The following is a 22,556-nucleotide window of genomic DNA, read 5'->3' as shown; positions in this document are numbered from 1 at the left end:
CTCCGGGCTCAACCATATTCCCCGCTTCAACCATCCCCTCGCTACCGGCTAACAGGGATAGGCGATACCCTATCTTGCCTGATGGCCCCAAACGGATTAATCAACGCCTCACCTATCGATAATCTGATGCAGCGTGGTCCCTGCCAGCAGTAAAGAGAGGGATCAGGGATGTGGAGGGCTGTCCTGCAACCAGTGGCAGACCCGGGCCACACCGGGGCGCTGGCTGTCGGGACGGGCGAGCAGGGCATACTCATGCTCCGTGCTGAGCACGGGGGCAAAGGGTGCTACCAGCAAGCCGCTGCCGAGCTCCTCCGCCACTATGGTGGGATCCCCGAGGGAGAGACCAAAGCCCTGCAAGGCCGCATTCATCGCCAGGTCCAGGGTATCGAACAGCTGGCCTCCCTGAGGCTGCCAGGAGGTATCGAGGAAGGCGCCAAACCAGTTGCGCCAGTCCCGCCGATCCGCGCTGGCATGGAGCAGCGGCAACTGGGGCAGCTCCTCGAGGGAGCGCTCGAACAGCCGATGCCTGGCCGCGAAGGCGGGGGCGCAGATGGGGGTCAAGCGCTCCCGAAACAGCGGCTGGCTGTGGGGGTATCTGGCCTGGGTGGATTGATAGACGATGGCGAGATCGAAGGGCTCACGGGAAAAATCGATGCCGTGGCTGTGGCTGCCGCGCACCTCGACCACCTCCCCTTCGAACGCTTGCAACCGTCGCAGCAACCAGCGACTGGCGCAGGAGGGCACCTTGATGCTGATGGCCTGCTCATGGGCCAGGCTTTGCAGGGCGCTGACCCCCTCCCCCATGCGAGCCAGTCCCTCCCCGATGAAGGGCAGCAGCCGCTCGGCGGCCGGGGTCAGGCTCAGGCAACGGGTACCGCGCACGAACAGCAGATGGCCGAGCCGCTCCTCCAGCTGGGCTATCTGCTTGCTCACCGCCCCCTGACTCACGCACAGCTCGTCGGCCGCCAGGGTGAAACTCAGATGGCGGGCGGCACACTCGAACACCTGCAGGCCGTAGAGGGGCAAGTGGCTACGGGGCTGGCTGGTCAACATTCAAGGCTCCATGCTTGAGAAAAACTCATGCATAACATGCCGAATAATCCGTTGTCCGGCAAGGGCCCGCGAGGCTAAAAAGGGACATCTTTCACACACACATCGGTGATGGCGCCATGTCCTCCCCCCGCATTCTCAGCAAACTGCCCCAGGTGGGCACCACCATCTTCAGCGTCATCGGGGATCTGGCCGACCGCCATCCCAGCATCAACCTCTCCCAGGGGGCCCCGAGCTTCCCCTGCGATCCTGATCTCATCCGGGTCACCCATGAGGCCATGCTGACCGGCGAAAACCAGTATGCCCCCATGACGGGGCTGCCCGCCCTGCGCGAACAGCTGGCGACCAAGATAGCCACCAGCTACGGCCATCATTACGATGTCGGCGAGGAGATCACCATCACCGCCAGCGCCAGCGAGGCCCTGTTCTGCGCCATCACGGCCCTGGTGCACCCCGGGGACGAGGTGATCATGTTCGAGCCGGCGTTTGACAGCTACCGCCCCATGATCCAGCTGCAGGGGGCCACCCCTGTGGTGATCGCCCTCAAGGCACCGAGCTTTGCCATCCCCTGGGACGAGGTGGCGGCCCGCATCACGCCCCGCACCCGCATGATAGTGCTCAACACCCCCCACAACCCGACCGGCACCGTCTGGCAGGCAGGGGATCAGGAACGCCTCGCCCGCCTGGTGCGTGGCACCGACATCGTCATCCTCTCGGACGAGGTGTATGAACACGTGGTGTTCGATGGCGCCCTGCACCAGAGCGTCATCCGCTATCCGGAGCTGGTGGAGCGTTCCGTCGCCGTCTTCTCCTTCGGCAAGACCTTCCACGTCACCGGCTGGCGAGTGGGCTACTGCGTCGCCCCCCGCCCCCTGATGGAGGAGATCCGCAAGGTGCACCAGTTCGCCATGTTCGCCGCCGATACCCCCATGCAGTACGGCTTCGCCCACCTGTTGCAGCAACCGGCCCACTATCAGGGGCTGGCGGCCTTCTATCAGCGCAAGCGGGATCTGCTGGTCTCGGCCCTGGCAGATTCGCGCTTTACTTTGTTGCCCTCCGCCGGCAGCTTCTTCATGCTGGCCAGCTACGAGCGGATCAGCGACGAGTCGGACAGCCTGTTCGTGCAGCGGCTCATTCGCGAGCACGGGGTCGCCACCATTCCCGTCTCCGCCTTCTATCACGACGGCACGGATCAGCGGGTCATCCGCCTCTCCTTCTCCAAGGACGATGACACCCTGCTGGCAGGCGCCGAGCGCCTGTGCGGCGTCTAGGAGGCTCCATGGATTGCGTACGCGTTGCCGTCTTGCAGATGGTGTCCGGCGATGATCTTGCCCATAACCTGGCGCAGGCCGAGGGGCTGCTGCGCCAGGCCGCGGCCGAAGGGGCCGAGTTTGCCCAGTTGCCCGAGTATTTCTACCTGATGCCAGCCGATGAGCGGGCGCGGGTCGCCCTGGCGGCCCCCGTGGAAGCGCATCCCCTGCTGGCATGGGCGCAAGGGCTGGCCCGGGAGCTCGGGCTCTGGATCCTGGCGGGCACATTGCCGCTCGCAAGCGAAGAGCCCGGTAAGATGCACAACAGCAGCCTGCTCATCGATCCCCAAGGGCAACTCGCCAGCCGTTATGACAAGTTGCACCTGTTTGGCTTTTGCAACGGGCAGGAGCAGTATGACGAGGCCGCGACCATGAGCCCGGGCCGGCAGGTGGTGAGCCATCCCCTGCCCTGGGGCCTGCTGCGTTTGGGGATCTGTTACGACTTGCGCTTCCCCGAGCTGTTTCGACTCGATCCCGCTCCCGACTTCATCGCCCTGCCCGCCGCCTTCACCCATACCACGGGCTTGGCCCATTGGGAGCTGCTGCTGCGGGCCCGGGCGGTGGAGAACCTGGCCTTCGTGCTGGCCTCCGCCCAGGGGGGTCATCATCCGGGTGGCCGTCGTACCTTCGGCCACAGCATGATCATCGATCCCTGGGGCCGAGTGCTGGCACGGGTGGAAGAGGGCCAGGGCATGGCCATCGCCACCCTGGATCTGGCGGCCCAGCGCAACGTGCGCAGCCAGTTGCCGGCCCTCAACCATCGCAAGATACCCGTCGGCACCGCAAGCCGACACAACTCATGACCATCGGCATGACGCCACAGACACCACAACTGCAAGGGACTGACCATGAAACTCAACACCGCCATGATGCTGGTGGCCCTGGCCACCGCCGGCCAGGCCGCCGCCAAACCCCTGGTGATCGCCACCGATGCCACCTACCCCCCCTTCGAGATGGTCGATAGCAGCGGCAAGCTCGGCGGCTTCGAGGTCGAACTGGCCTACGCCCTGTGCGCAGCCATGAAGACCGAATGCGAGGTGATCAACCAGCCCTGGGATGCCCTGCTGCCGGGCCTGCAGGTGCGCAAGTACGACGCCATCATGTCCTCCATGAACATCACCGACGAGCGGCGCCAGAAGGTGGACTTCAGCCAGGTCTATTACATGATGCAGAACCGCTTCGTGGGCCGCAGCGACAAGGCCGCCACCTTTGCCGACGACCAGGCACACTTCAAGGGCAAGGTGATAGCGGTGCAGGAAGGGACCCCTCAGGACAACTTCATCACCGCCCGCTACGGTGACGTGGCCAAGATCAAGCGCTACGTCAACGCCCAGTCCCCCATGCTGGATCTGCAGTCCGGCCGCGCCGATTACACCTTCGGCAACATGGTGCAGCTGAAAGTGGGTTTCCTCGACAAGGAGATGGGCAAGCAGTTCGCCTTCGTCGGCCCCCAGTTCAACGGCACTCAGGACAAGACCCTGGGTGAAGGGGTGGCGGTGGCGCTGCGCAAGAACGACGCCAAACTCAAGGGTCAATTCGATGCCGCTATCGACAGCGTCAAGGCCGATGGCACCTTCGATCAACTGCTCAAGAAGTATCAGCTGGAAGACCTGCTCTAAGGCCGATTGACTCGCTATCAGACGACGTATCACAGAATAAAACAACGCCAGTCAATTGACTGGCGTTGTTTTATTCTATTGACAGCTAAATGGCCCGCCCAGTCAACTTCCCTTACCCGATGGTCCAGGCTGGCTCAGTGATCCGGCTCATCCCCCGCCCAGGGCAACCGATCGGCGATGCTTTGGTACAGCACCCCGTAGTCGTCGTCGAAGTGGTGGGATCCCGGCAGGGTCACCACGGTGACGTTCGGCTGCTGCAGGTGCGGACAGAGCTTCACCGGGGAGTCGTCGTCCGCCCCCTGCACACAGAGCAGCGGCAGGCTCTTGATGGCCTTGACCTCCGGCAGGGTGGGATAGCTGCCCGCCTTGTCGTGCACCACCATGTCGCTGACGTGGATCTCGAAGTCCGATGCGGTCGAAGGAGAGAGCATCACGGCCCCCACCAGGCTATTGCGATAGGCCTGTGGCAGGCGATTGATGACGAAGGGGACTATCTCGGCACCGAAGGAGAAGCCCACCAGCAGCCAGCGCTGGCGCCCCCAGCGGGACTGGTAATCCGATAAGATCCGCACCAGATCGGCGCTCGCCTGCTCAGGCGTCTTCTTCTTCCAGTAGTAGCTGAGGGAACTCCAGCCCACCACCGGCATGCCGTGGCGCTGCAGCTCGGCGCTGAGCCCCTTGTCCAGCGCGGCCCAGCCGCCATCCCCGCTCATAAACACCACCATGGGGGCAGACGAGGCTTGCGCCACCGGCAACTCCACCAGCCCCAGATCCGCCTTCACCCCGCTGGATGAGGGAGCGGCGAACAGCGGAAACGCAAGACATACCAGCAACAACAGCAAGGCTCTCATGGCCAACTCCTATTTCTTCATTAGCCCGAACGGGCCGCGGCTTATCAGGGAGATCAACTGGGTCAGGGTCTTGGGCAACGCCAGCCGACTGGTGCAGAGCAGATAGCGAGGCTCCCAGCGCGGGGAGAACTTCTCCTTGTAGCGCCGCAAGCCCTGGAAGTTGTAGAAGCGGCTGCCTCGGGTGAACAGGGTGTTGCCGAGCCGGGCCCAGTAACCGCCGAGGGGGTGATCGTTGAAACCGGACATGGGCGCCATGCCGAGATTGAAGCTCTCATACCCCTCTGCCTTGCCCCACAACAGCAGCTCGACGAACAGGAAGTCCATGATGGGCGCCGCCCCCGTGTCCATGCTGTAGCGCATCAGATCGATGGAGAGGCTCTCCCTGTTGTCGCTGACCCAGAGGTTGGCAAAGCCGACCACCTGCCCGCAGTGCCGCACCAGAGCCGCCGGGCTCAGGGTTAGGTAATCCGGCTCGAAACTGCCCACCGAGAAGCCCTTCTCCTTGCCCTGCTTGCTCTGCAGCCAGGTGTCGGAGATGGCCTTCAACTCGGGCAGCAGGGCGGCCACCTGGCCGGCCTCCACCACCTCGAACGACAACCCTTCCCGCTTGCCCTTGGCATGGCTCTGGCGCAGGTTGCGCAGGCGACTGCCGGCGAGATCGAAGTCGCGCAGACCGACGATGGCTTCTTCGCCGAGCTTGAACGGGATGAGGCCGAGATCCAGATAGAGCGGCAGATAGCGGGCCGACACCTGATAGAACACCGGGTTGACGTCGTGCTCATCGCACAGCTCGCGAAACTGCCAGAGCAACTCCTCGACGAGGGCGGCCTGGCCGATGGGCTCCCCCATCACTATCCAGCAGTTTCCCTCGACCCCGTACATCAGAAACGCCTCGCCGGCGGGATGAAACAGCAGGGACTTGTCGCCCAGTTGGGCCAGATAACCGTGGCCTCCCCCTTCCCGCAACACCAGCGCCTGCGCCCGGGCCAACTCCTCCTTGCTCGGCTTGTTGCCAAAGACCCGCAAGGGGGCCAGCAACTGCGCCACCCCGACCACCGCCAGCACGGCGACCACGCTCCCCATGGCCCGCAGGCCACGAGACGCAGCCCCTGGGCCGTGGGGCGAAAAATGGAGCCAGAGCCCGTGTTCGTATTCCACATGGCGATAGGAGAACAGCAGCAGCCACAGGGCCCCCAGCAGCACGGCCCCCACCGACATCAGCCAGGCCGGGGTGAACTGAGCGTGCAGCAGGGAGCCCTTGCGATAGAACAGCGAGCGGCAGGGGCTGATGATCAGCAAGAAGCCGCCCAGCAGCAGGGCAGATTCCCAGTCAAATCCCTTGAACAGGGAGAAGAGGATACCGAGCGCCAGCAACCACTGGGTGATCCGGAAGGCCCCGTCGTGGCGGCGGTAGAGACTGTGCGCCAGCAGGATCAGCAGCACACCGCTGACGCTGCCGAGCACGTGGGACAGTTCCAGCAGATGCAGCGGCAGCACCTGTAAAAACGTCTCTATCCGCTCCCGCATGGTCGGGATCATGCCGGAGCAGAGCAGCAAGCTGCCGGCCGCGAAGGTTCCCATGCTGATCAGGGCCGGCACGAACTCCCGGCTGGCGATCATGATCCCCTGCAGCCGGTGCCAGCGCGCGCGCTGCTGCAGCGCCTCCTGGCCGGTAAACAGCAGCAGGGCGCAGAGGAAGGGCAACAGATAATAGACGCAGCGATAGAGCAGCAGGGCCGCCAGCAGCTTGTCCACCGGCAGATACTGGGCCAGCAGCAGGCTCATGCTCGCCTCGAACACCCCTATCCCGCCCGGCACATGGGCCAGCACCCCGAGCAGGCTGGAGAGCACGAAGGCGCTGAGCAACACCGAATAGGGCACGCTCTCTGTCGGCAACAGCACAAAGAGCACGGCGGCGGCGGCCATCCAGTCGAACAGGGCGATCAGCAGTTGCAGCAGCCGCAGCTTGAAAGACGGCAGGATCAGCTCGTGTCCACGCCAGGCGATCGCCGGTTTGGGCCAGAGCAGATAGCCCAACACCGCCAGCAGCGCCAGGGCGCCTGTCACCTGCAACGACCAGCCGGCCCAGTCCGGCCAGCCGGGCAGCAGGCTGGTGGCCTGCCCCAGCAACAGGGCGCCGCCGCCCCACCCCAGCAGGCCGAGGAAGAAGGTGATGGAGCAGAACAGGATGACGCGGGCCACCTCCCCCGTGCCGAGGCCGAGGGCAGAGTAAAGGCGATAGCGCACCGAGGAGCCGGTCAGCAGCGCAAACCCCAGGGTATTGGAGAAGGTGTAGGCGATGAAGGAGGTCACCCCGACCTGCTGCCAGGGCAGCGGCTTGCCTATCATGCGCACCGCCAGCAGGTCATAACAACAGAGGCAGGCGTAGCTGAGCAGGGTCAGCAGCAGGGCACCCCCCAGCTGTGGCAGCGGCTGGGACCAGACAGCCAGCCGGATGTCGTGCCAATGCCAGAGGTGAGTCAAACGATAGAGCACGGTCAATGCCACCCCCAGCAGCAGCAAGCTGCACAGAGGGCCAATCCAGATCAACAGCTGACGCCGCATAAGCTTCCTGTCGCGAGAAGAGATGATGGAGACACCCTGTTGAGACTACTGGCAAAATCAGTCCAGGGTGAAAAAAATACAACCCAAATGAGAACGCACCTTGGCAGACCACTCCGCCGCCCGCCATAGAGGGCGGCCGGGCCCCGAACAAGGCTGACGATTCAGCCTGCCGGCCTCGCTCAAGCCCCCTATGATTCATCAGCGCCTCCCCTGGCCGCCATGCTTCTTCTGTAACCTTTTGTACGAACAGATAAAAGGGTGCCCGGCAGACCAGGCTGCCGGGCACCCTTTTGTCGCAGCCAACTATCAGTAGCCGTAGAAGGATTCGCTGTGCAGATCCTCCTCGTCCAATCCGGTCGCCTTCAGCGTCTCGCTGATGGCCTCGACCATGGGGGGCGGACCGGACACATAGCAGACCGGCTTGGTCAGCCCACTGATGGCCTGCCACAACCAGGCGCCGTCGAGCCTGTGGGTCTCCCCCTGCCAGGGCTGCGCCGAGTGCGCCATGTCCGTCATGGTCGCCAGCAGGCGAAATCTCGGGTTCTGTTGCTCGAGCCGCTGCAACTCATCCAGGAAGGCAGCATCTTCGGGACGCCGGTTGCTGTAGATCAGCAGCAGATCCTGGGGCGTCTGTTGCGCCGCCGCGTGCCTCAGCATGCTCATGAAGGGAGTGATCCCTATGCCACCGGCGATGAGCACCCCGGCGCGATCCAGGCTCTTGTGCAGGGTGAGCGAGCCGAAGGGGCCGTTGATTTGCAGCTCTGTGCCCAGGGGAAGAGCCCCGAGCGCGCGCTTGAAGGGACTGTCCCGCATGCGGGTGGCGACCACCAGCTCATCCTCATGGGGAGCCGTGACGATGGAGAAGGTGTGGCGGGCATCGGGAGATCTGGGGTTCTCATGATGCCCTGGCAGGGTGAGATTCAGGGCCTGACCCGGTTTGTGGTCAAACCCGGCGGGCTTTTCGAGGTGAAAAGCCAGGGTGCCTTCGGCAAGTGGCTGGCGGGCGATCAGACGAACCCTGTATTCGGCCATGATGGGACTCCCTTGTGTGGTACCGCTTGTGTGATACAGCGTGTGAAGCAGATGGCGGTGTTTCATTAGGATGGGATAGCACACCGAAATATTCCCGGAAAATCGACGGCGATAAGGCGCGACGGGGCCGCCCTCGCCGAGAGACGCAGGACAGGTGCAAGCAGCCCTCTACCCCGGCGAGGCGGGTCGTGCCATGCTGCACTTATCCACAGTCCAACCGTCAGTACCGGCCACGGGGTATCGGGCACGGACGGCGCCAGGCGACCAGACAAAGAGTGCAGAAAGGAGTGCAGAGATGAGCGAGGGAGCATTGATCAGCCGTTTCCCCCTCAACGAGCGGGGGCGCGATCTGGCCGTCGGCGACATCCACGGATACTTCGCGCTGCTGCAACGGGCGTTGGATAGAGCCGGCTTTGATCAGGCCCGGGATCGCCTCTTCTCCGTCGGCGATCTGACCGATCGCGGTCCCGAGTGCGCAGAGGCCCTCGACTGGCTGGATAAGCCCTGGTTCCACCCGGTCTGCGGCAATCACGACGACTACGTCTGCCGCCACCAGAGCTGCGACCGGGAGAACTGGATCCAGAACGGGGGCAGCTGGTTTCAGTGCCTGAGCCGGGCCGAGCAGGACAGCTTTGCCGCCCGTTATCGCATGCTGCCGATCGCCATCGAGGTGGCCACCCCGGCCGGCCCCGTCGGGCTGCTCCATGCCGACTGCCCCTTCCCCTCCTGGCAAACGCTGCTGGACAGGCTGGACGGCGGAGTCACCGGCGGCCAGCTGCGGGCCATCAAGAACGTCTGCCTCTGGTCACGCCGCCGCATCGAGCTGATGGATGAGCGCGGCATCGAGGGTCTGGTCGCCCTGATAGTGGGCCACACCCCGCTGAGCGCCCCGGCCCGCCTCGGCAATGTGTTCTACATCGACACCGGCGGCTGGTATCCCCATGCAGGGGGCTTCTTTACCCTGCTCGATCTGCATAGCCTGACACCGGTAAGCCTATCTCCCTCCCCCTAAGCAGAGCTCCTCAAGACTAGGCGTGGTGCCCTATATGGTTCCCACAGCCATATGAGTTACCTGCCGACCCTCACGACCACTATCCTTTCTCTGCAACCCTCTGTTCGAGCGAGAAAAAGGGACCGCCGCACAGGGATTAATCTTCAATTATCCCGCTCTATATCACGATGCAAGGAGATGGAATGGAACTCCCCTCTGTGGTCACATCGACGCTGGCCGTCGTCCTGCTCTTTTTTGGCCCCTTCTTCCTACTGATTGGTGCCATGGTGCCCATCATGAAAAGGTACAAGCGGTCTCACGCCAGCCCGCTGACCAGGGATCTGCTCAGACCGGCGGGCCATAGCCTGCAGGAGCAGATCGATGACAAGAAGATTGAGCTGTTCGGCACCATGGTAGTGACACCATTGATGCTGTTGATGTTTGCCCTGATGCCGCTGTTGCAAAACACCCTGGATGACACTCGGATATCGACGAACCAGCTAGTAATGTTCGGCGTAATGGCGGCTGGCACTCTCAGCTATTTCTCCTACCGCATCTATAAAATCGTCAGACATCTTCAATATCTGACACTCGGTTATGCCTGCGAGCTCGCAGTCGGTCAGGAACTCGAATATCTGGTCAGGCCAAAGGATCACCCCTATCGGGTCTATCACGATATTCCGTTCAATGGCTTCAACATCGATCATCTGATCATCTCCCCCAACGGCGTCTTCGTGGTCGAAACCAAGGGGCGTTCCAAACCCATCAATGACGGCACCAAGCAGTTCAAGGTCAGGGTGGAGAACAATGCGCTTCACTTCCCGAACCATGTGGAAACCGAGCCACTGGAGCAGGTCAGACGCAATGTCACCTCGGTGCGTAACTGGCTCAATAGCGCCACGGGCACCGATGTGCCTGTGGGCGGTATCCTGGTGCTGCCTGGCTGGTACATAGAGTTATGCCAGAAGGCCACGGCCCCCTATGTCGTGAGCGCGGCGGCACTACCCAAGGTGTTGCCACAGTTGCGCGTCGGCATGCTGGAACTGGCACATATCCAGGCCATTGCTCATCAGGTAGAGCAAAAAGTGAGGGATATCGCCAAGTAGCATATTGGCCGCCTGCCGATTAAACCGGCAGGCGGGACGCCCGTGCTTCGATCTGCCGGCGCTATGGTTTACCATGCTGACAACTGCGGTGCATGGCACCGCCCACCCAGGCGCCATGGCGCCGCCATCGGACACCTCACCTCGAGCAACATGAGCAAAACAGCACAGCCCGGCAGCGAGCCCACTTTCTACTTCCACGATTACGAAACCGCATAGTAAACATCTGAATTTTATTAAAAACTTACCACCAACTTTAATTCTGTACCAGATTTTGTACCTGATATGACTTTGATAGGATTAGGCCTTCTGCCGTCGTACATTTTGACACCCCGGCACTTGGCCGGGGCGGATTCACATCAGGCCCACACTCGCACGGGCGTATCGGGGTAGAGTCGCAGGGCATCGAGGGCAGTGGCCAGCGCCTCCGATGTGGTGCGCACGTTGGCATGGTAGCCGGGGACTGGAGCTGTCACCGGCACCCGCTCGCCCTCCACCATGGCGGTCTCACCGGTCGGCGCATAGATGGTGCCGATCACATCGAGCGCGGCGGCAGGATGATAGAGCGCCCCGCCGTCGGGATCCTGGCTAAAGCCCGCCGCCTTGAGGGCCAGCGTCATGGCCGACTTGCTGCCGGCCTTAAGATAGAGATCAATCATTCGTCTTGTCCTTCCAGAAATACCAGCCGCCCACGCGGCAGGCGGCCCAGAACAGCCAGGCCATCACCTGCTTGCCCTGGGCAATCATGCAGTGGCGCAAGCGCCTGTCAGCCTCGACACGGGAAACCTTACCGCGAGCGCCGTAGTCGTTGTCGTGCTGCTTGCAGCAGCTGTTAGCGTCGGGTGAGACGGGGCCAAGCCCCGTGCAATAGTGGCGGGTCATCGGATGGCCTTAATTTGCGCATCGGTGGTTACCTGGTGATAGATGCGGAAGTTTCTGATATGGCCGTTTATCGGATCTGTGAGGGATTGTCCTGCGCCGATGAACAACGTAGAGGCGTTGGTCTCCGCCGCCCCTCTTGACGGAGTTCTTGGCCCCCCGAGCACCCCATTTATGCACACCACGACACCGGCTGCGTTGTTGTTCGTAACGAAGTCATTCATCCCTAACACCGCCATATTCGATGATGTAGGCACTGTCGTTGCCGCATCCGAAAAAAACCATGCCTTACCGCTGGATGAAATCACTGCGCCCGACGGAGATATTGACGCATCAGTTCTAAACGGACGAACTTGCACACCTCTAAACTCCACCTGCATTGCATAGGTGACATCGGTGTTTGTCGGATTTATGTTTCTGGCTGATGGGATGCTGACCGCATCTGCGGCTCGACTCGCTGCTGCGCCCGTGGTGGGTATGTATGAGGTTGCATATGGTTGGGTTTCGACTTGTACACGCCGATATGTTAGCGATCCGTTTGAATCAGGGTTACTACCGAACGGATACAGACGAAAGATGCTCGTGCCATCCCCAAACTTGCGAGTAATCGAGATGCGCAACCACGTCCCCATATCCTTCACTATCAGCCCAGGAATTGAAGGAAATGCTTGGCCATCCACAAACGCGGCCAAGCCAGTGCCGAGCCCATCTGATCCGGTCCCTCCGACAAAAATTGACACCCGGAATTTATACCCGGCCACCTTTTTCACATCGAACGAAAACGTGGCCGTCTGCCCCTGAATCGCCGCGCCCTGGGCGAAGTCCCTATAGGACCCCTCTGAGCGACCATCATCAGTCCCACCGCTAACTGTTATCCATCCTGCTGAATCTTTCGACGTATGGCTCCAAGCATTGCCCGCTGTAGCCCCACTGTTTGATGACCAGCCCTCTGAGAAATTGGTCAGGTTCGTTGATAACCCCTCGACGAGCAACCCTTCCGTTTCAAACCTCGGCTCATTTACAGCAGCTACTCGCAAGCCCCCAGATTTATCGATGAAAGTGGCTGTGGTCGCGCGAGAAAAGTTAACGTATCGGGCCACAACATCCTCGCCGACTTTAGCCTCCCGCCCATATCCGGTGAACATACGCAATGAGTCGGTGAGGGGGATCCACACATCGGGTAGAGGTAATGCTGCTGCCCTGACTACATCTACCGCCACCGCTGCGGCGGCTACGGCCTTGTCGGCCTCCACCTTGGCGCGGGCCGCCTGACCCTCGCCTTCGCTGGCCACCTTCTTCCAGCTGGGAATAGTGATGGTGGTGCCGGTGTCCGGATTGAGGATAGGCACATCCCCCGAGCCGGTGAGCCAGGCCATCATGCCGTCGTACCAGGCGCGGTACTTGCCCACCAGGGAGGCGAGGTCGGCGGCGAACTGGCTGATGGTCGAGGTGCGGGTGATGTCGATCCGGTATGGCTGGTTGGCCAGGGTGCCGCCGCGATATGCCTCCACCAACAGGATCTCGGTGTCGCTGACCACGGTGTCCACCTCATAGGCGGCGTTGTCCGGGCCATAGAAGGAGTGCCCCTTCTGGATCGGGAGGGTGCCGGTTTTCCACTTGGTGCCAAAACCGGTGACGGTCTTGCTGCCGTTCGTCACCGTGACATTGCCGGTGCGTTGCCAAAGTCCTGCCATTGCAAGGTTCCTTCAAAAGAAAAACCCGGCGCGGGGCCGGGTTGTGATTGGGGTCAAATTTACTTCAAGCCAGTGAGCCAAGAGGCTTGGCCACTAAAGCCGGTTGAGCTAATGGAATTGCTGCCGATTGGCTCGATGCCAAAGGTGATATTGGCGGGGGCGTATGCCGGTATATCGAAGGCGGGTTGGATCTGAATTGAGAAAGACCTGGTGCCGCCCGTGGCCACGTATTCGGTACGGGACACCCGATCTACCTCCACCCCGTTGAGGTAACAGATCACCACCATGCCAATGGTCCCCTGGCCCGACACACTGCCATAGCCGGTGACTGGCTTTAGGCAAACCAGATTCCTTGCCCGTCGATAAGCCGGGATAGAGAAGTTGGCCAGCGCTTTGACGAGCTGGGTAATGTCTCCCACGACCTGGTTCACATCGAGCGTGCCCAGGATCTGGCAGTTTTCCCTGATCACCACGTTGTTCATCGTGCCCCGGTTGGCATTCACCTCGCCGGTAAAGGTGCCATCTGCGGCATAGAGGCGGTTAGTCCGAATGGTGCCATCGTTATAGATGATGGTGTGCCATCCTTCGCCCCAGGCGCTATATGGCCCGCCCCGTCCATAGCCGGCATTGCCGCCTTTGAAATCCGAGTTCTCGATGGTGACCGCTGACAGGTTGGTGACCTTGATGTACTTGGCGATCACGTTACCGATCTCTGCCGTATCCATCAGGGCGTGGTTCATGTAAACGGTGCCGTTCTTGATGATGAACGGGTTGCGCTTGGTGGTGGCACCACCCGCCCTGGACATCACCGCGAACACATCTGCATCGATTACAAAGGTGCTCAGCACTGTCCCATCCGCATTCAGCTTGACCGACAGGCCGAAACCGCCGCCCTCCCCGTTGATCTGGGCCTTGGTGTACCAGCCCGCCTCAACGTCTCCCTCAAGGTCTGCCACGGCGCTGGCCACCGTTTGCACGGCGGCCGTGGTGTTGTTGAGGGTGGCTTGCACCTTGCTGATCTGCTCGGCATTGGCCTTGTCACCCTCCACCTGCGCCTGCTGGGTCTGCTGGATGGCGGCGCTGAGGCTCTTGTCTCCGTCCGTCACCTTGGCTTGCAGCTGGCTGATGCTCGATGCCAGCGCCTGATCCCCCTGCGCCTGGGTGCGCTGAGTCTCCAGAATCGCGGCATTGAGCGTCCGATCATCCCCTTCCAGGGTGGCTTGCATCTGATCCATGCGAGTGGCCAGGGCACTGTCCCCGGTCACCTGGGCCTGCTGGTTCTGCTTGATGGCCGCGTCGAGCACCTTGTCATCGGCCACCACCTTGGCTTGCAGCTGGGTGACTCGCTCGCTCAGTGCCTGATCACCCTGCGCCTGGGTGCGCTGGGTCTCCAGGATCGCGGCGTTGAGTGTCCGGTCATCCCCCTCCAGGGTGGCCTGTAGCTGGGTGACCCGCTCGGCCATGGCCTGGTCGGCGGCGCTCAGGGTCTTGCTGCTCTCCTCCAGAGCGGCATTGGTCTTGCGGTCGGCCTCCTGGTACTCGGTGTTCAGCTGGGTGATCTGCTTGGCGGTGGACTGTTCCACCCCGGCGATCACCTCCCGAACCACCGTGAGCGCGGCGCTGGTGTCGGCCTTCTCCCCCTCAAAATCAGCCTTGAACTGGGTGACCTCACGGGCCAGCGCCTGGTGATCGTCTGCCTGAGTCTCCTGACGTTGAGTTATTACGGCGCTCGCCTTGCGGGCACGCGCCTCCCCCTCTTCATCTGCCAGGGTATTGCCGATGCTGGCCAGGGCCGTCAGATCGACCTCAGACGAGAGGTCATCCTGTTTGGCTGCCAGGGCTTTGCCCTGCTCTGAAACGACCTCAGAGAGCGTGCCCACGGCGGCTTGAGTCTTGTCCGTCTTGGCGGTGAGCTGTTGCAATGCCTCGCCGGTGGCCTGCTGGCCATCGCTGACCACTTTGCCCAGGCTGGTCAGCTGTGCGGATTGCTCGCCGCTGCTGGTCTTGAGCTGGCCGATCTGCTCAGCCAGCGCCTGATCACCCTGCGCCTGAGTGCGCTGGGTTTCCAGAAGCGCCGCATTGAGCGTCCGATCATCCCCTTCCAGGGTGGCCTGTAGCTGAGTGACCCGCTCGCTCATCGCCTGGTCGGCATCGCTCAGGGCCTTGCTGCTTTCCTCCAGGGCGGCATTGGTCTTGCGGTCGGCCTCCTGGTACTCGGTGTTCAGCTGGGTGATCTGCTTGGCGGTGGACTGCTCCACCCCGGCGATCACCTCCCGAACGACTGTGAGCCGGGCAGCGGTGTCTGCTTGCTCCCCCTCAAACTTGGCGGTGAGATCGGTGACCTCGCTCGCCAGGGCTTGATGCTGATCGAGCTGCACCTTTTGATCATGGCGGATCGCCGCCTCTGCCGTGCGTTGGCGCTGCTCACCCTGATCACCAGCCAGGGCGTTGGCGATACCAGCGGCGGCGGCCTGCTCGGCGGCCATGGCGGTCAGGTCGATGGCGGCGGCGATCTCGTCAAAGCGGCCAGCTGTGATCCCGCCCGCATCCTCAACGACTTCCTCCAGCGCCCGGATCTTGCCCTCGGCGGTGCCGGTGCGAACCTCGACCCCGCTGACTCGCTGGGCCAGCACCTTGTCAGCCTCGGTGCTGACGCGGGCCACTTCGGTGATGTTGGCCAGCAGGGTTTTATCATCGCCTTCCAGCTCGGCCTTGAGGCCGGATACCCGCTCGGCCATGGCCGAGGTGGCATCGCTGTTAGCGGTGATCTTCTGCTCGGCGGCGGCCAGGCGCTCGCCCTGCTCGGTCACCGTGGACTGAGCGGCCTTCTGGACCAGCTCACCTTTGGCGGCATCGAGCGAGCTGCTGACCTCTGTCAGCCGCTGCTGCTCGGTGGTGAACTCCGACTTGGTGACGGTCTGGGTCAGCTTGGCATTGATGCCGTCCAATACCTGCTCGGCCTCGGTCAGGCGCTCGCCCTGGGCATCTACCACGGCGTGGTCGGCCTTGGTGGCCAGGGTGCCGGTCGCGGCGTCCAGCTGTTGTTTGACCTGGGTAAAGCTGGCGTGGGTCTCGTCGCGCAAGGCCCGCACGACATCCATTTCTATCTTGCCGGACTCCGGATCGACAGTGAAAATGGCATCCCGCAGATCACCCATTTCAGTCTGCACTCGGTCGATCTTGCTGTGCAGCTTGTCTTGCTGCAGGGCGTTATCGATCCCCATTTCACCCAGGTTGTTCTGCTCATCCCGCAGCAGGTTTTCAGTCTGCTTTGACCGCTCATCGAGCGCGACCATGGCAGAGCCCAGTCCGGTCAACTCACGGTCTATCACCGGCACCCGATCAGCAATCGGGGCCACGGTTTCGCTGAGATCGGTAAACCCCCGCTCGACCAGCTCCAGCTTGCCGGCGATATCCGGGATCTGCTCGATGGGCTTGCGCAGTTCCTCGCGCAGGTGCTCGCCACCGATCTCCCCATCCAGGATGTCGAGGATGCTGGCGGCGTCATAAGAGGTTTTGCCGCTGGCCGCGAGCAGGCCAGACTTGCCGTAGGCATTGACGGCCCGCAGCCACACGTAATAGGTGGTGTCGGGCTGGAGCTGAGTGAACAGCATGTAAGATCCCAGCCCGCCAGCCCTGGCCTTGGTCATCACATCGGCGAGGGGTAGGTTGACTGTGCTCACCCACCATTCACACAAGGTGCCGTAGGACTGGCCGCCGGTGAACCGGGGACGGAACGCCAGCGACCAGTTGCCCGCCTCAACCTCCACCCCGACCGGGATGGCCGGGACTTCAATGACGAAGTTGACAGAGGCAACCGGTGAGGGGGCGCCTGTCATGGCAATGGCCCTCACTTGGCCCACGTAGTTGCCGGCGGCCAGGCCGTTGACCCGGCAGGATTGCCCTGGCACCTGGGCCGTCAAGACGACAACCGCTGGTTTACCCGGCTCAAGGCGCTGGATGATCACCTGGTTGTAGGCCGTCGTGCCCAGGTTGCGCCATGACAGCACCCCTTGGAGCACCTCGCCGACCTGCTCCACTTCATAGCGCAGCTGATCCGGCATGGCCATGCCGCCGGTGGGCAGCTCGGTGATCTCCGGGCGCTCCATCGGCTTCCCGATGGCATCGGCCCAGAACAGCGGCGACTCCTCCCGCAGGGTCAAATCGACCCCGCTGGTCAGAGAAAATGACCAATCGACCACCCTAAACTCAGGCCCGTTGATGCCAAGGGCCGGAATATAGAGCTTGAGCGAACTACCGGGGCGGTAGCGCCAGCCCGACAAATTGACCGGACAGGTCAGGGTGCGGGCGGCGCGGCGCTGCCGCAGCATGATGTTGGCCAGACGCTGGGCCTGGTATTCACTGGTCACGCAACGCAGGTCGAGATCTTCAAGCAGCTCAAGGCCGCCATCCTCTTCCACCCACTCTTGGACGATCACCGCCGGGAAGTCGGTTTGCTTGAAGGTGACCGGGTCCACAAACGTCCCGGTCACCTGGTTGATCTTGTCGCTGCTGGCAGGCTCGGGCAGCAGCTCGATGTCGCCGGCGAGCTGATAGTCGCGCAGCTCATCGCTGGCGGGGCCGTAATAGGCACCGGCGATGATGCCGTGCTTGCCGCCGATATAGGTCGGCTGACCGGCGCAAGCCATGTGCATCGCTTCCAGCACCTTGGCGCGAGGCTCGCCGAGGTCGAATTCAAAGTTGGCGGTATAACGAGGCTCCAGCGTCCCATCCGGGCGAGTCAGCAGCTCGTCACAGATATTGGCCGCAACGATAAACTCGTTCATGCGGATCTCGTCATCCGGCACTTTCAGCCACGACCGGTAATAGTCGAGGATGATCAGGGCAACGTTATCGCTCCACTTCCACTTGCTATCGCGGGGATCCCAGACCTCTTTCCCGAACTTCTCCACCTTGATGTTGGGCAGGCCGGACGGGAATTTCTGGGCATCGAATTTGAGGGAGATCCGCAACCAGGTAATACCCTGGCCGATCATGTCTTCCTTCCAATCGGCGCACTTGGCCAACATGAAGGGGTCACAGGTCTGGCGGTCGGCGTGGAGCTCGTAAGAGACCAGATCCGAAAAGTCACCGATCGGGTCATCACCCAGCCAGAGGCCGCCAATGCGGGACAGCTTGTGGCCGGCGATCACCAGGGCGAGGTGCAACAACTCACCCTCGTCCTGTTCACCAGCCTGCTCGGCAGCGAACGACAGCAGGCCGGAAGAGACCACCCGCCCATAGACACAGGTCTTATCACTGGCGGCGGCCCGCAGTACCTGGTTGCGTTCGCTGGCGCTGCGATAGTCGGCCATGGATGGGGTCTTGGCCGTCAACATCATGGTGGCACTCGCCACCGCCGTACCGATGGCGATGGCCGTGGCCGTGGTCACAACCAGGGTTGAGGCCGCCCCTGCCGCGACACCGGCAATCAGCGGAATAGCAGCGGCTGGCATTATTCAACTCTCCAGGCAATGAGGGGGGTTTGATCAGGGATGGGGCGGGCACCTTGCTCGGTCATAGCCCAGACTTTCCCCGCCCACATCACCCCGGCGGTCAGCCCATTGGGGCCATCGAACACCAGGGCATCGCCCCGTTGCGCCATGGCAACAGAAATGCGGGCGAACTGGGCATCGAGCGCCGCCTCGATGCTGCCGTGAGTTTTGGCAAGCACGCGCTTGGCGCCGATCTCGGTGGCATATCGCCCCCGGTATTCGGCAGCGGGATCCTTGTCACAGGCCGCAAGGCAGACATCGGCGACAAACAGACAGCAATCATTTTCACCCCAACAAAAAGGCCGCTCTGAGGCGGCCTGGATGGTAGTGATGATGCGGAGTTGCCAGTCTGGATGGCGCATGGCGGTCAGTCCTTATAGTTGAAACTCGGAGCGTCTTTCTTTGAGCCCCAGTAAATGGAGCGATCGGCCATCTGGTTTTGATAGCGATAGAAGCGGTCATTCGGATGGAGGCGGCGGTGGCTCTCGTCGGTGTTGCGCCGATTGAGCCCCTTCTGCCAATCCTCAAACTTGTTCGAGATGGTGAGCTGGATGGTATTGGTACGCCCCGCCTTGATGGGGGTCTGGGCTATCTTGCCGCTGAACTGCAGGCAGGCATTGAGGGGGGCGCCGTCAGGGCCGAGCACCACCAGGTAAAGCCAGGCCATCCGATCAACGATGCGCTCGCGCATGACCTCGGCCAGCAGCGAGTTATCCAGCCCGGTCAGGGAAACATTGAGCTTGGTCGGTGAGGTGGAGATCTGTTCTTTCTGGGGGCTGACCACCCCCAATGACCCGACTCCGTAATAAACCTCACCCCCGATCACCAGTTCGCCGAGGCCGGAGTGCAGGCGGCTGATCCCGCTCACCAGATCCAACTTGAGGGCATAGATTGCCGTCACGTTTGGCAGGTTGAGCGCGGCAACCACATCAGGATCAAGGCCGGTGATCATGGGTAGAAGCTCTCCTTGAATTTGATGGTGCCCAGGTCGCGGCGCAGGCCGGAGGGGCGGCGCGACTTGCCGCCGCCATCGAGACGAAATACCCCCACGGGGCGCTCAACAATCAGCTTGGTGCCACTCGGGTGACTCATCCGCAACATGGGCGCGAACTCGATACGCGCCGCGCCGGACTGATCAGACCAAACATCCGCCGTGATCCGCTTGAGCTCATCCCCCACCTGCAGCCAATCTCCATCACGCAACACCAGGGTAGATGGCTTCCAGCCACGGCTGGTCATGGCGGTTCGCATGTTTAACGCCTCGCTCACGATGGGCGCCCCCTGCACCGGCTGCCTCGGGTGCGCGAAATCCCACAGCCGGACCCGGTTGGTTTTGCCATCCAGCTTGGCGATGAAGGACTCCAGCCGGCGGGCGACCGCTGGCTCCATCTTGCCCATGGTCAGCTCCATCAACCACTTGCTTCCCGGCGTGGTAGCCGTCTGCTCTGACCCATCAAAGGGCGACTCGAATACACGCCCCATGGTTTCCAGGTCGAGCGAGTTTTCACGCACCCGGAACTCGGCAGGCCAGTCATAGGTGTTCATCTATACCCCCAAAAGACGGCGGCCTTGGCCGTAGTTGCTGATGTCTTCAATAAACATCTGATAACCCTGTTGGGCAGCAGCGGCGATCATCTGCTGCCGCTCCGTTTCGTTCATGTCGCCGCTAAAGTGCAGATGCTGCTCAAACACGGCACCACCGCCGCCGGCGACACTGCCGCCACCACTCATCAGCTGGTCATACATCTGATCGATGCGTTGGGCTGATTTGTTGGTGTAGACACGCTCGCCAGTATTGAGCAGCCAAGTTCCCTCTCGCGGGATCGACTCGATGCCATCGTGCGCCATGCCGGCGATGGCTGTGCCGGTGACCAGGCCGATAGAGACCATGGTCTGCGCCTCTATCACCTTGCGAGCCGTAGCGGCGCCAATCATGCCACCCGTGAGGGCTGCAAATGCTTCGGCACCGGCGGCGGCCTGCTGGCCTGCGATGAAGATTGCAGGGATTGCCATCAGCTTCTGGGCAGCCAACAGCGCCTTCATCACACCACTCTGCTCTTTGCCAGACTCCGCCAGCATGTCGGTAGTCAGACCAATGGTCTGACTGGTGAAATTGAGCAGATCACGGGCGGCCTGCTGCTGGTAGGATTTCTGTTTCTCGACCCGCTGCCGCTCTTGCTCGGCCAACTGATCCTGCTTGCGCTGATCAACCTCCAGCTCTTTGGCCATCGCCTCTTCACGCTTGGCCATGTAATCGGCCTGCTCCTGGGTGAAGTGATCCGCTTCTTTCTGGCGGTACTCTTCACGCAGGGCGCCCAGGCTGTCATAGCCGCGGCGGCGCAATTCAGCTTCGCTAACCTGCATGCCGTCGATCTCGGCAAGCCGCTCCTCATGGGCGAGGCGCAGCTTTTCCAGCTCGCTGGCGTACTGCATATCAAGGGTGGATAGCCGCTTTTCACCCTGATCCAGTAGCTTCTTGGTGTCGGCACTGGTGTCGCGGGAGCTGACCGGTTCGGGCGGCTGGTACTCTGGTTGTTCGCCGATCCCTAAACGCTTGCGGCCATACAGCTCCTGAATCCGATCAATCTCGGCCTCTATCTCAGCACGCTGGCGCTGCAGATCTGGCAGCGCAGATTTGCCGGCGGTATCACCCAGCAAGGCGTCAAAAAATCCCACTCCACCAAACTGCTTTTGGTTGCTGGTTTCTTTGATCTGTTCATCCAGCCCCTTCAGCTCCTCGCGCAGGTTGCCGAGGCGGCGGCTCATCCCGTCAATCGTGCGAGGGCTATCGGCCCAGCTATCTAGCAAGGTGCCCCAATAACTCACCGCATAGCCGAGCTTTTCCGTCAGCCAGTCGATCTGTTCGGAGGCGCCCAGCACTCCCTGGGCGAACGAACTTTGCAGCCGCAGGCTGATGTCCTTGAGCTTCTGATCCAGCTCTTTCAGCTGGCTGATGTCAGTCTGGGATAGGGCAACGTTGAGGTTTCGATAATGAGTTGTCAGCCGCTGTAATTCGGCGCCATTATTGCGCAGCAGGGGCTGCAACACGGAAACGTCATTGGCGATAGCCTCCAGGTAGAACACCTGTTCAGACGCAGAAACGTTGGTGGCATCCATCGCTTTCTGAACGGCAATCAGTGCCTCCGGGCCAGCCATCTGCTGCAACTTGGCAACAGTCAGCCCAACCTTGGGGGCAATGTTTTCCATCCAATCCTTGAACTCGCCGCCGCCGGTGGCGGAGAAATCGCCGAGCTTGTCCTGCACATCCTTGAGCATGTCAGCCAGCTTGTCGCCGCTGACGTTGTACTGTTCGGTGGCATAGGCGAGCTCTTGCATCTTCTCGACAGAGACGCCCGCCTTGAGGGCCATCTGTTCAATCTCGCGGCCAGTGGCAGCCAGTGAGCTGACGGAGGCAGCAAGACCCACTGCCGTACCGGTCAGGCCAAGCACGGCACCTTGCACCACACTGAATCCCTGGACGATGGCCATGGATTTATTGGACAGCAGATCAGCGGTGTCATTGAACGAACGGCCAAAATTGAAGGTGGCATCTTCGGCATTTTTCGCATCTGCCACATAGCTCTTGAGCACCCCCATAGCCTGCCGGACATCGGCATTCAGTTTGCTGGGATCGGCGCTCAGCAGAACCCGCAGATCAGCAATCTGGGTCGATGACATAGGTTCTCTCTATTCCGGGGATAGTGGCAGCCAGGCTGGCGATCTCCTCATCGCTCTGTTCAACCACCGCAGGGACGGGGCGGTTGTAGAAAAACTCTGAGGGGCTGACCCAGTGCTCGGACTTGAGGTGGACATTCAACAGGAGGGCGCAGATCTGGCCGGTTTCATATTGGCGGATCCGGTAATCGGTCGGATGTTCCGAGAAATCAGCCACCCAATCGAGATACTCAACAGCTGAAAACTCACTCAGCCAGCGCCGCCAGTCTGCTCGGCCAAACTGGCGGGCCAG

Annotated in this window: 18 protein-coding genes; 5 read left to right on the top strand and 13 right to left on the bottom strand. The window is 61.8% G+C overall.

Annotated elements, in window-relative coordinates; genetic code table 11:
* Positions 1-162: 162 nt before the first annotated feature.
* Positions 163-1,053: a LysR family transcriptional regulator gene (locus LG30_RS0120070; protein WP_033132463.1), complete on the bottom strand. Its 891-nt coding sequence runs from the start codon at positions 1,051-1,053 to the stop codon at positions 163-165.
* A 116-nt stretch (positions 1,054-1,169) separates the two neighbouring features.
* Here LG30_RS0120070 and LG30_RS0120065 point away from each other — a divergent pair, with 116 nt between their 5' ends.
* From LG30_RS0120065 to LG30_RS0120055, 3 genes are read left to right on the top strand one after another with little or no spacing between them, the layout of a single operon-like run.
* Positions 1,170-2,321 (top strand): methionine aminotransferase, encoded by a 1,152-nt coding sequence (locus tag LG30_RS0120065; protein WP_033132462.1) that lies wholly within the window; start codon positions 1,170-1,172, stop codon positions 2,319-2,321.
* 8 nt (positions 2,322-2,329) lie between these two features.
* Entirely contained in the window at positions 2,330-3,163 is an 834-nt protein-coding gene (locus tag LG30_RS0120060; RefSeq protein ID WP_033132461.1) for a carbon-nitrogen hydrolase family protein, read from the top strand.
* A gap of 45 nt (positions 3,164-3,208) precedes the next feature.
* The gene (locus LG30_RS0120055) at positions 3,209-3,979 is read left to right on the top strand and encodes an ABC transporter substrate-binding protein (RefSeq protein ID WP_033132460.1); all 771 of its coding nucleotides are present in this window, start codon (positions 3,209-3,211) and stop codon (positions 3,977-3,979) included.
* 134 nt (positions 3,980-4,113) lie between these two features.
* On the opposite strand, the gene LG30_RS0120050 is transcribed toward LG30_RS0120055, so the two are convergent.
* The 3 genes from LG30_RS0120050 to LG30_RS0120040 form a co-directional block, all read right to left on the bottom strand.
* On the bottom strand, positions 4,114-4,830 hold the full coding sequence (locus LG30_RS0120050) for an AcvB/VirJ family lysyl-phosphatidylglycerol hydrolase (protein WP_033132459.1): 717 nt from the start codon (positions 4,828-4,830) through the stop codon (positions 4,114-4,116).
* Between the two features lie 9 nt (positions 4,831-4,839).
* Positions 4,840-7,395 carry a bifunctional lysylphosphatidylglycerol flippase/synthetase MprF gene (mprF, locus tag LG30_RS0120045; RefSeq protein WP_033132458.1) on the bottom strand — a complete coding sequence of 852 codons (2,556 nt, stop codon included), beginning with the start codon at positions 7,393-7,395 and terminating at the stop codon, positions 4,840-4,842.
* 306 nt (positions 7,396-7,701) lie between these two features.
* Complete coding sequence (locus LG30_RS0120040; RefSeq protein WP_033132457.1) at positions 7,702-8,427, bottom strand: ferredoxin--NADP reductase; 726 nt, start codon at positions 8,425-8,427, stop codon at positions 7,702-7,704.
* A 295-nt stretch (positions 8,428-8,722) separates the two neighbouring features.
* On the opposite strand from LG30_RS0120040, the gene LG30_RS0120035 reads away from it, so the two are divergent.
* Both LG30_RS0120035 and LG30_RS0120030 read left to right on the top strand, forming a co-directional pair.
* Positions 8,723-9,439 carry a metallophosphoesterase gene (locus LG30_RS0120035; protein WP_033132456.1) on the top strand — a complete coding sequence of 239 codons (717 nt, stop codon included), beginning with the start codon at positions 8,723-8,725 and terminating at the stop codon, positions 9,437-9,439.
* Positions 9,440-9,621: 182 nt separating this feature from the next.
* Positions 9,622-10,524 (top strand): nuclease-related domain-containing protein, encoded by a 903-nt coding sequence (locus LG30_RS0120030; RefSeq protein WP_033132455.1) that lies wholly within the window; start codon positions 9,622-9,624, stop codon positions 10,522-10,524.
* Positions 10,525-10,880: 356 nt separating this feature from the next.
* Here the strand turns inward: LG30_RS0120030 and LG30_RS0120025 are convergent, their stop codons facing one another.
* Genes LG30_RS0120025 through LG30_RS0119985 form a run of 9 tightly spaced genes read right to left on the bottom strand, consistent with a single transcriptional unit; the run spans position 10,881 to position 22,481 of the window.
* Positions 10,881-11,180: a hypothetical protein gene (locus LG30_RS0120025; protein ID WP_033132454.1), complete on the bottom strand. Its 300-nt coding sequence runs from the start codon at positions 11,178-11,180 to the stop codon at positions 10,881-10,883.
* Positions 11,173-11,403 (bottom strand): hypothetical protein, encoded by a 231-nt coding sequence (locus LG30_RS0120020; protein WP_033132453.1) that lies wholly within the window; start codon positions 11,401-11,403, stop codon positions 11,173-11,175. The genes LG30_RS0120025 and LG30_RS0120020 overlap by 8 nt, the downstream gene beginning before the upstream one ends.
* Positions 11,400-13,094, bottom strand: coding sequence for a phage head spike fiber domain-containing protein (locus LG30_RS0120015; protein WP_033132452.1), 1,695 nt, complete (start codon positions 13,092-13,094; stop codon positions 11,400-11,402). Before LG30_RS0120015 ends, LG30_RS0120020 begins: the two co-directional genes overlap by 4 nt.
* A gap of 59 nt (positions 13,095-13,153) precedes the next feature.
* A complete protein-coding gene (locus LG30_RS21205; RefSeq protein ID WP_052101236.1) occupies positions 13,154-18,550 on the bottom strand; it encodes a phage tail tip protein J-related protein in 5,397 nt (1,798 codons plus the stop codon).
* Positions 18,550-18,951 (bottom strand): DUF6950 family protein, encoded by a 402-nt coding sequence (locus tag LG30_RS0120005; protein WP_033132451.1) that lies wholly within the window; start codon positions 18,949-18,951, stop codon positions 18,550-18,552. Before LG30_RS0120005 ends, LG30_RS21205 begins: the two co-directional genes overlap by 1 nt.
* 5 nt (positions 18,952-18,956) lie before the next feature.
* Complete coding sequence (locus tag LG30_RS0120000) at positions 18,957-19,541, bottom strand: hypothetical protein (protein WP_033132450.1); 585 nt, start codon at positions 19,539-19,541, stop codon at positions 18,957-18,959.
* The gene (locus LG30_RS0119995) at positions 19,538-20,134 is read right to left on the bottom strand and encodes a hypothetical protein (protein WP_052101234.1); all 597 of its coding nucleotides are present in this window, start codon (positions 20,132-20,134) and stop codon (positions 19,538-19,540) included. Before LG30_RS0119995 ends, LG30_RS0120000 begins: the two co-directional genes overlap by 4 nt.
* A complete protein-coding gene (locus LG30_RS0119990) occupies positions 20,135-22,267 on the bottom strand; it encodes a hypothetical protein (protein WP_052101232.1) in 2,133 nt (710 codons plus the stop codon).
* Positions 22,245-22,481, bottom strand: a complete 237-nt coding sequence (locus LG30_RS0119985) for a hypothetical protein (RefSeq protein WP_033132449.1) — start codon at positions 22,479-22,481, stop codon at positions 22,245-22,247. Before LG30_RS0119985 ends, LG30_RS0119990 begins: the two co-directional genes overlap by 23 nt.
* Between the last annotated feature and the right edge of the window lie 75 nt (positions 22,482-22,556).

The organism is Aeromonas aquatica (assembly GCF_000764655.1).
Classification (GTDB): Bacteria; Pseudomonadota; Gammaproteobacteria; order Enterobacterales; family Aeromonadaceae; genus Aeromonas; species Aeromonas aquatica.
Note: the sequence above shows the minus strand (reverse complement) of the source record. Positions and strands in the feature narration are given on the sequence as shown.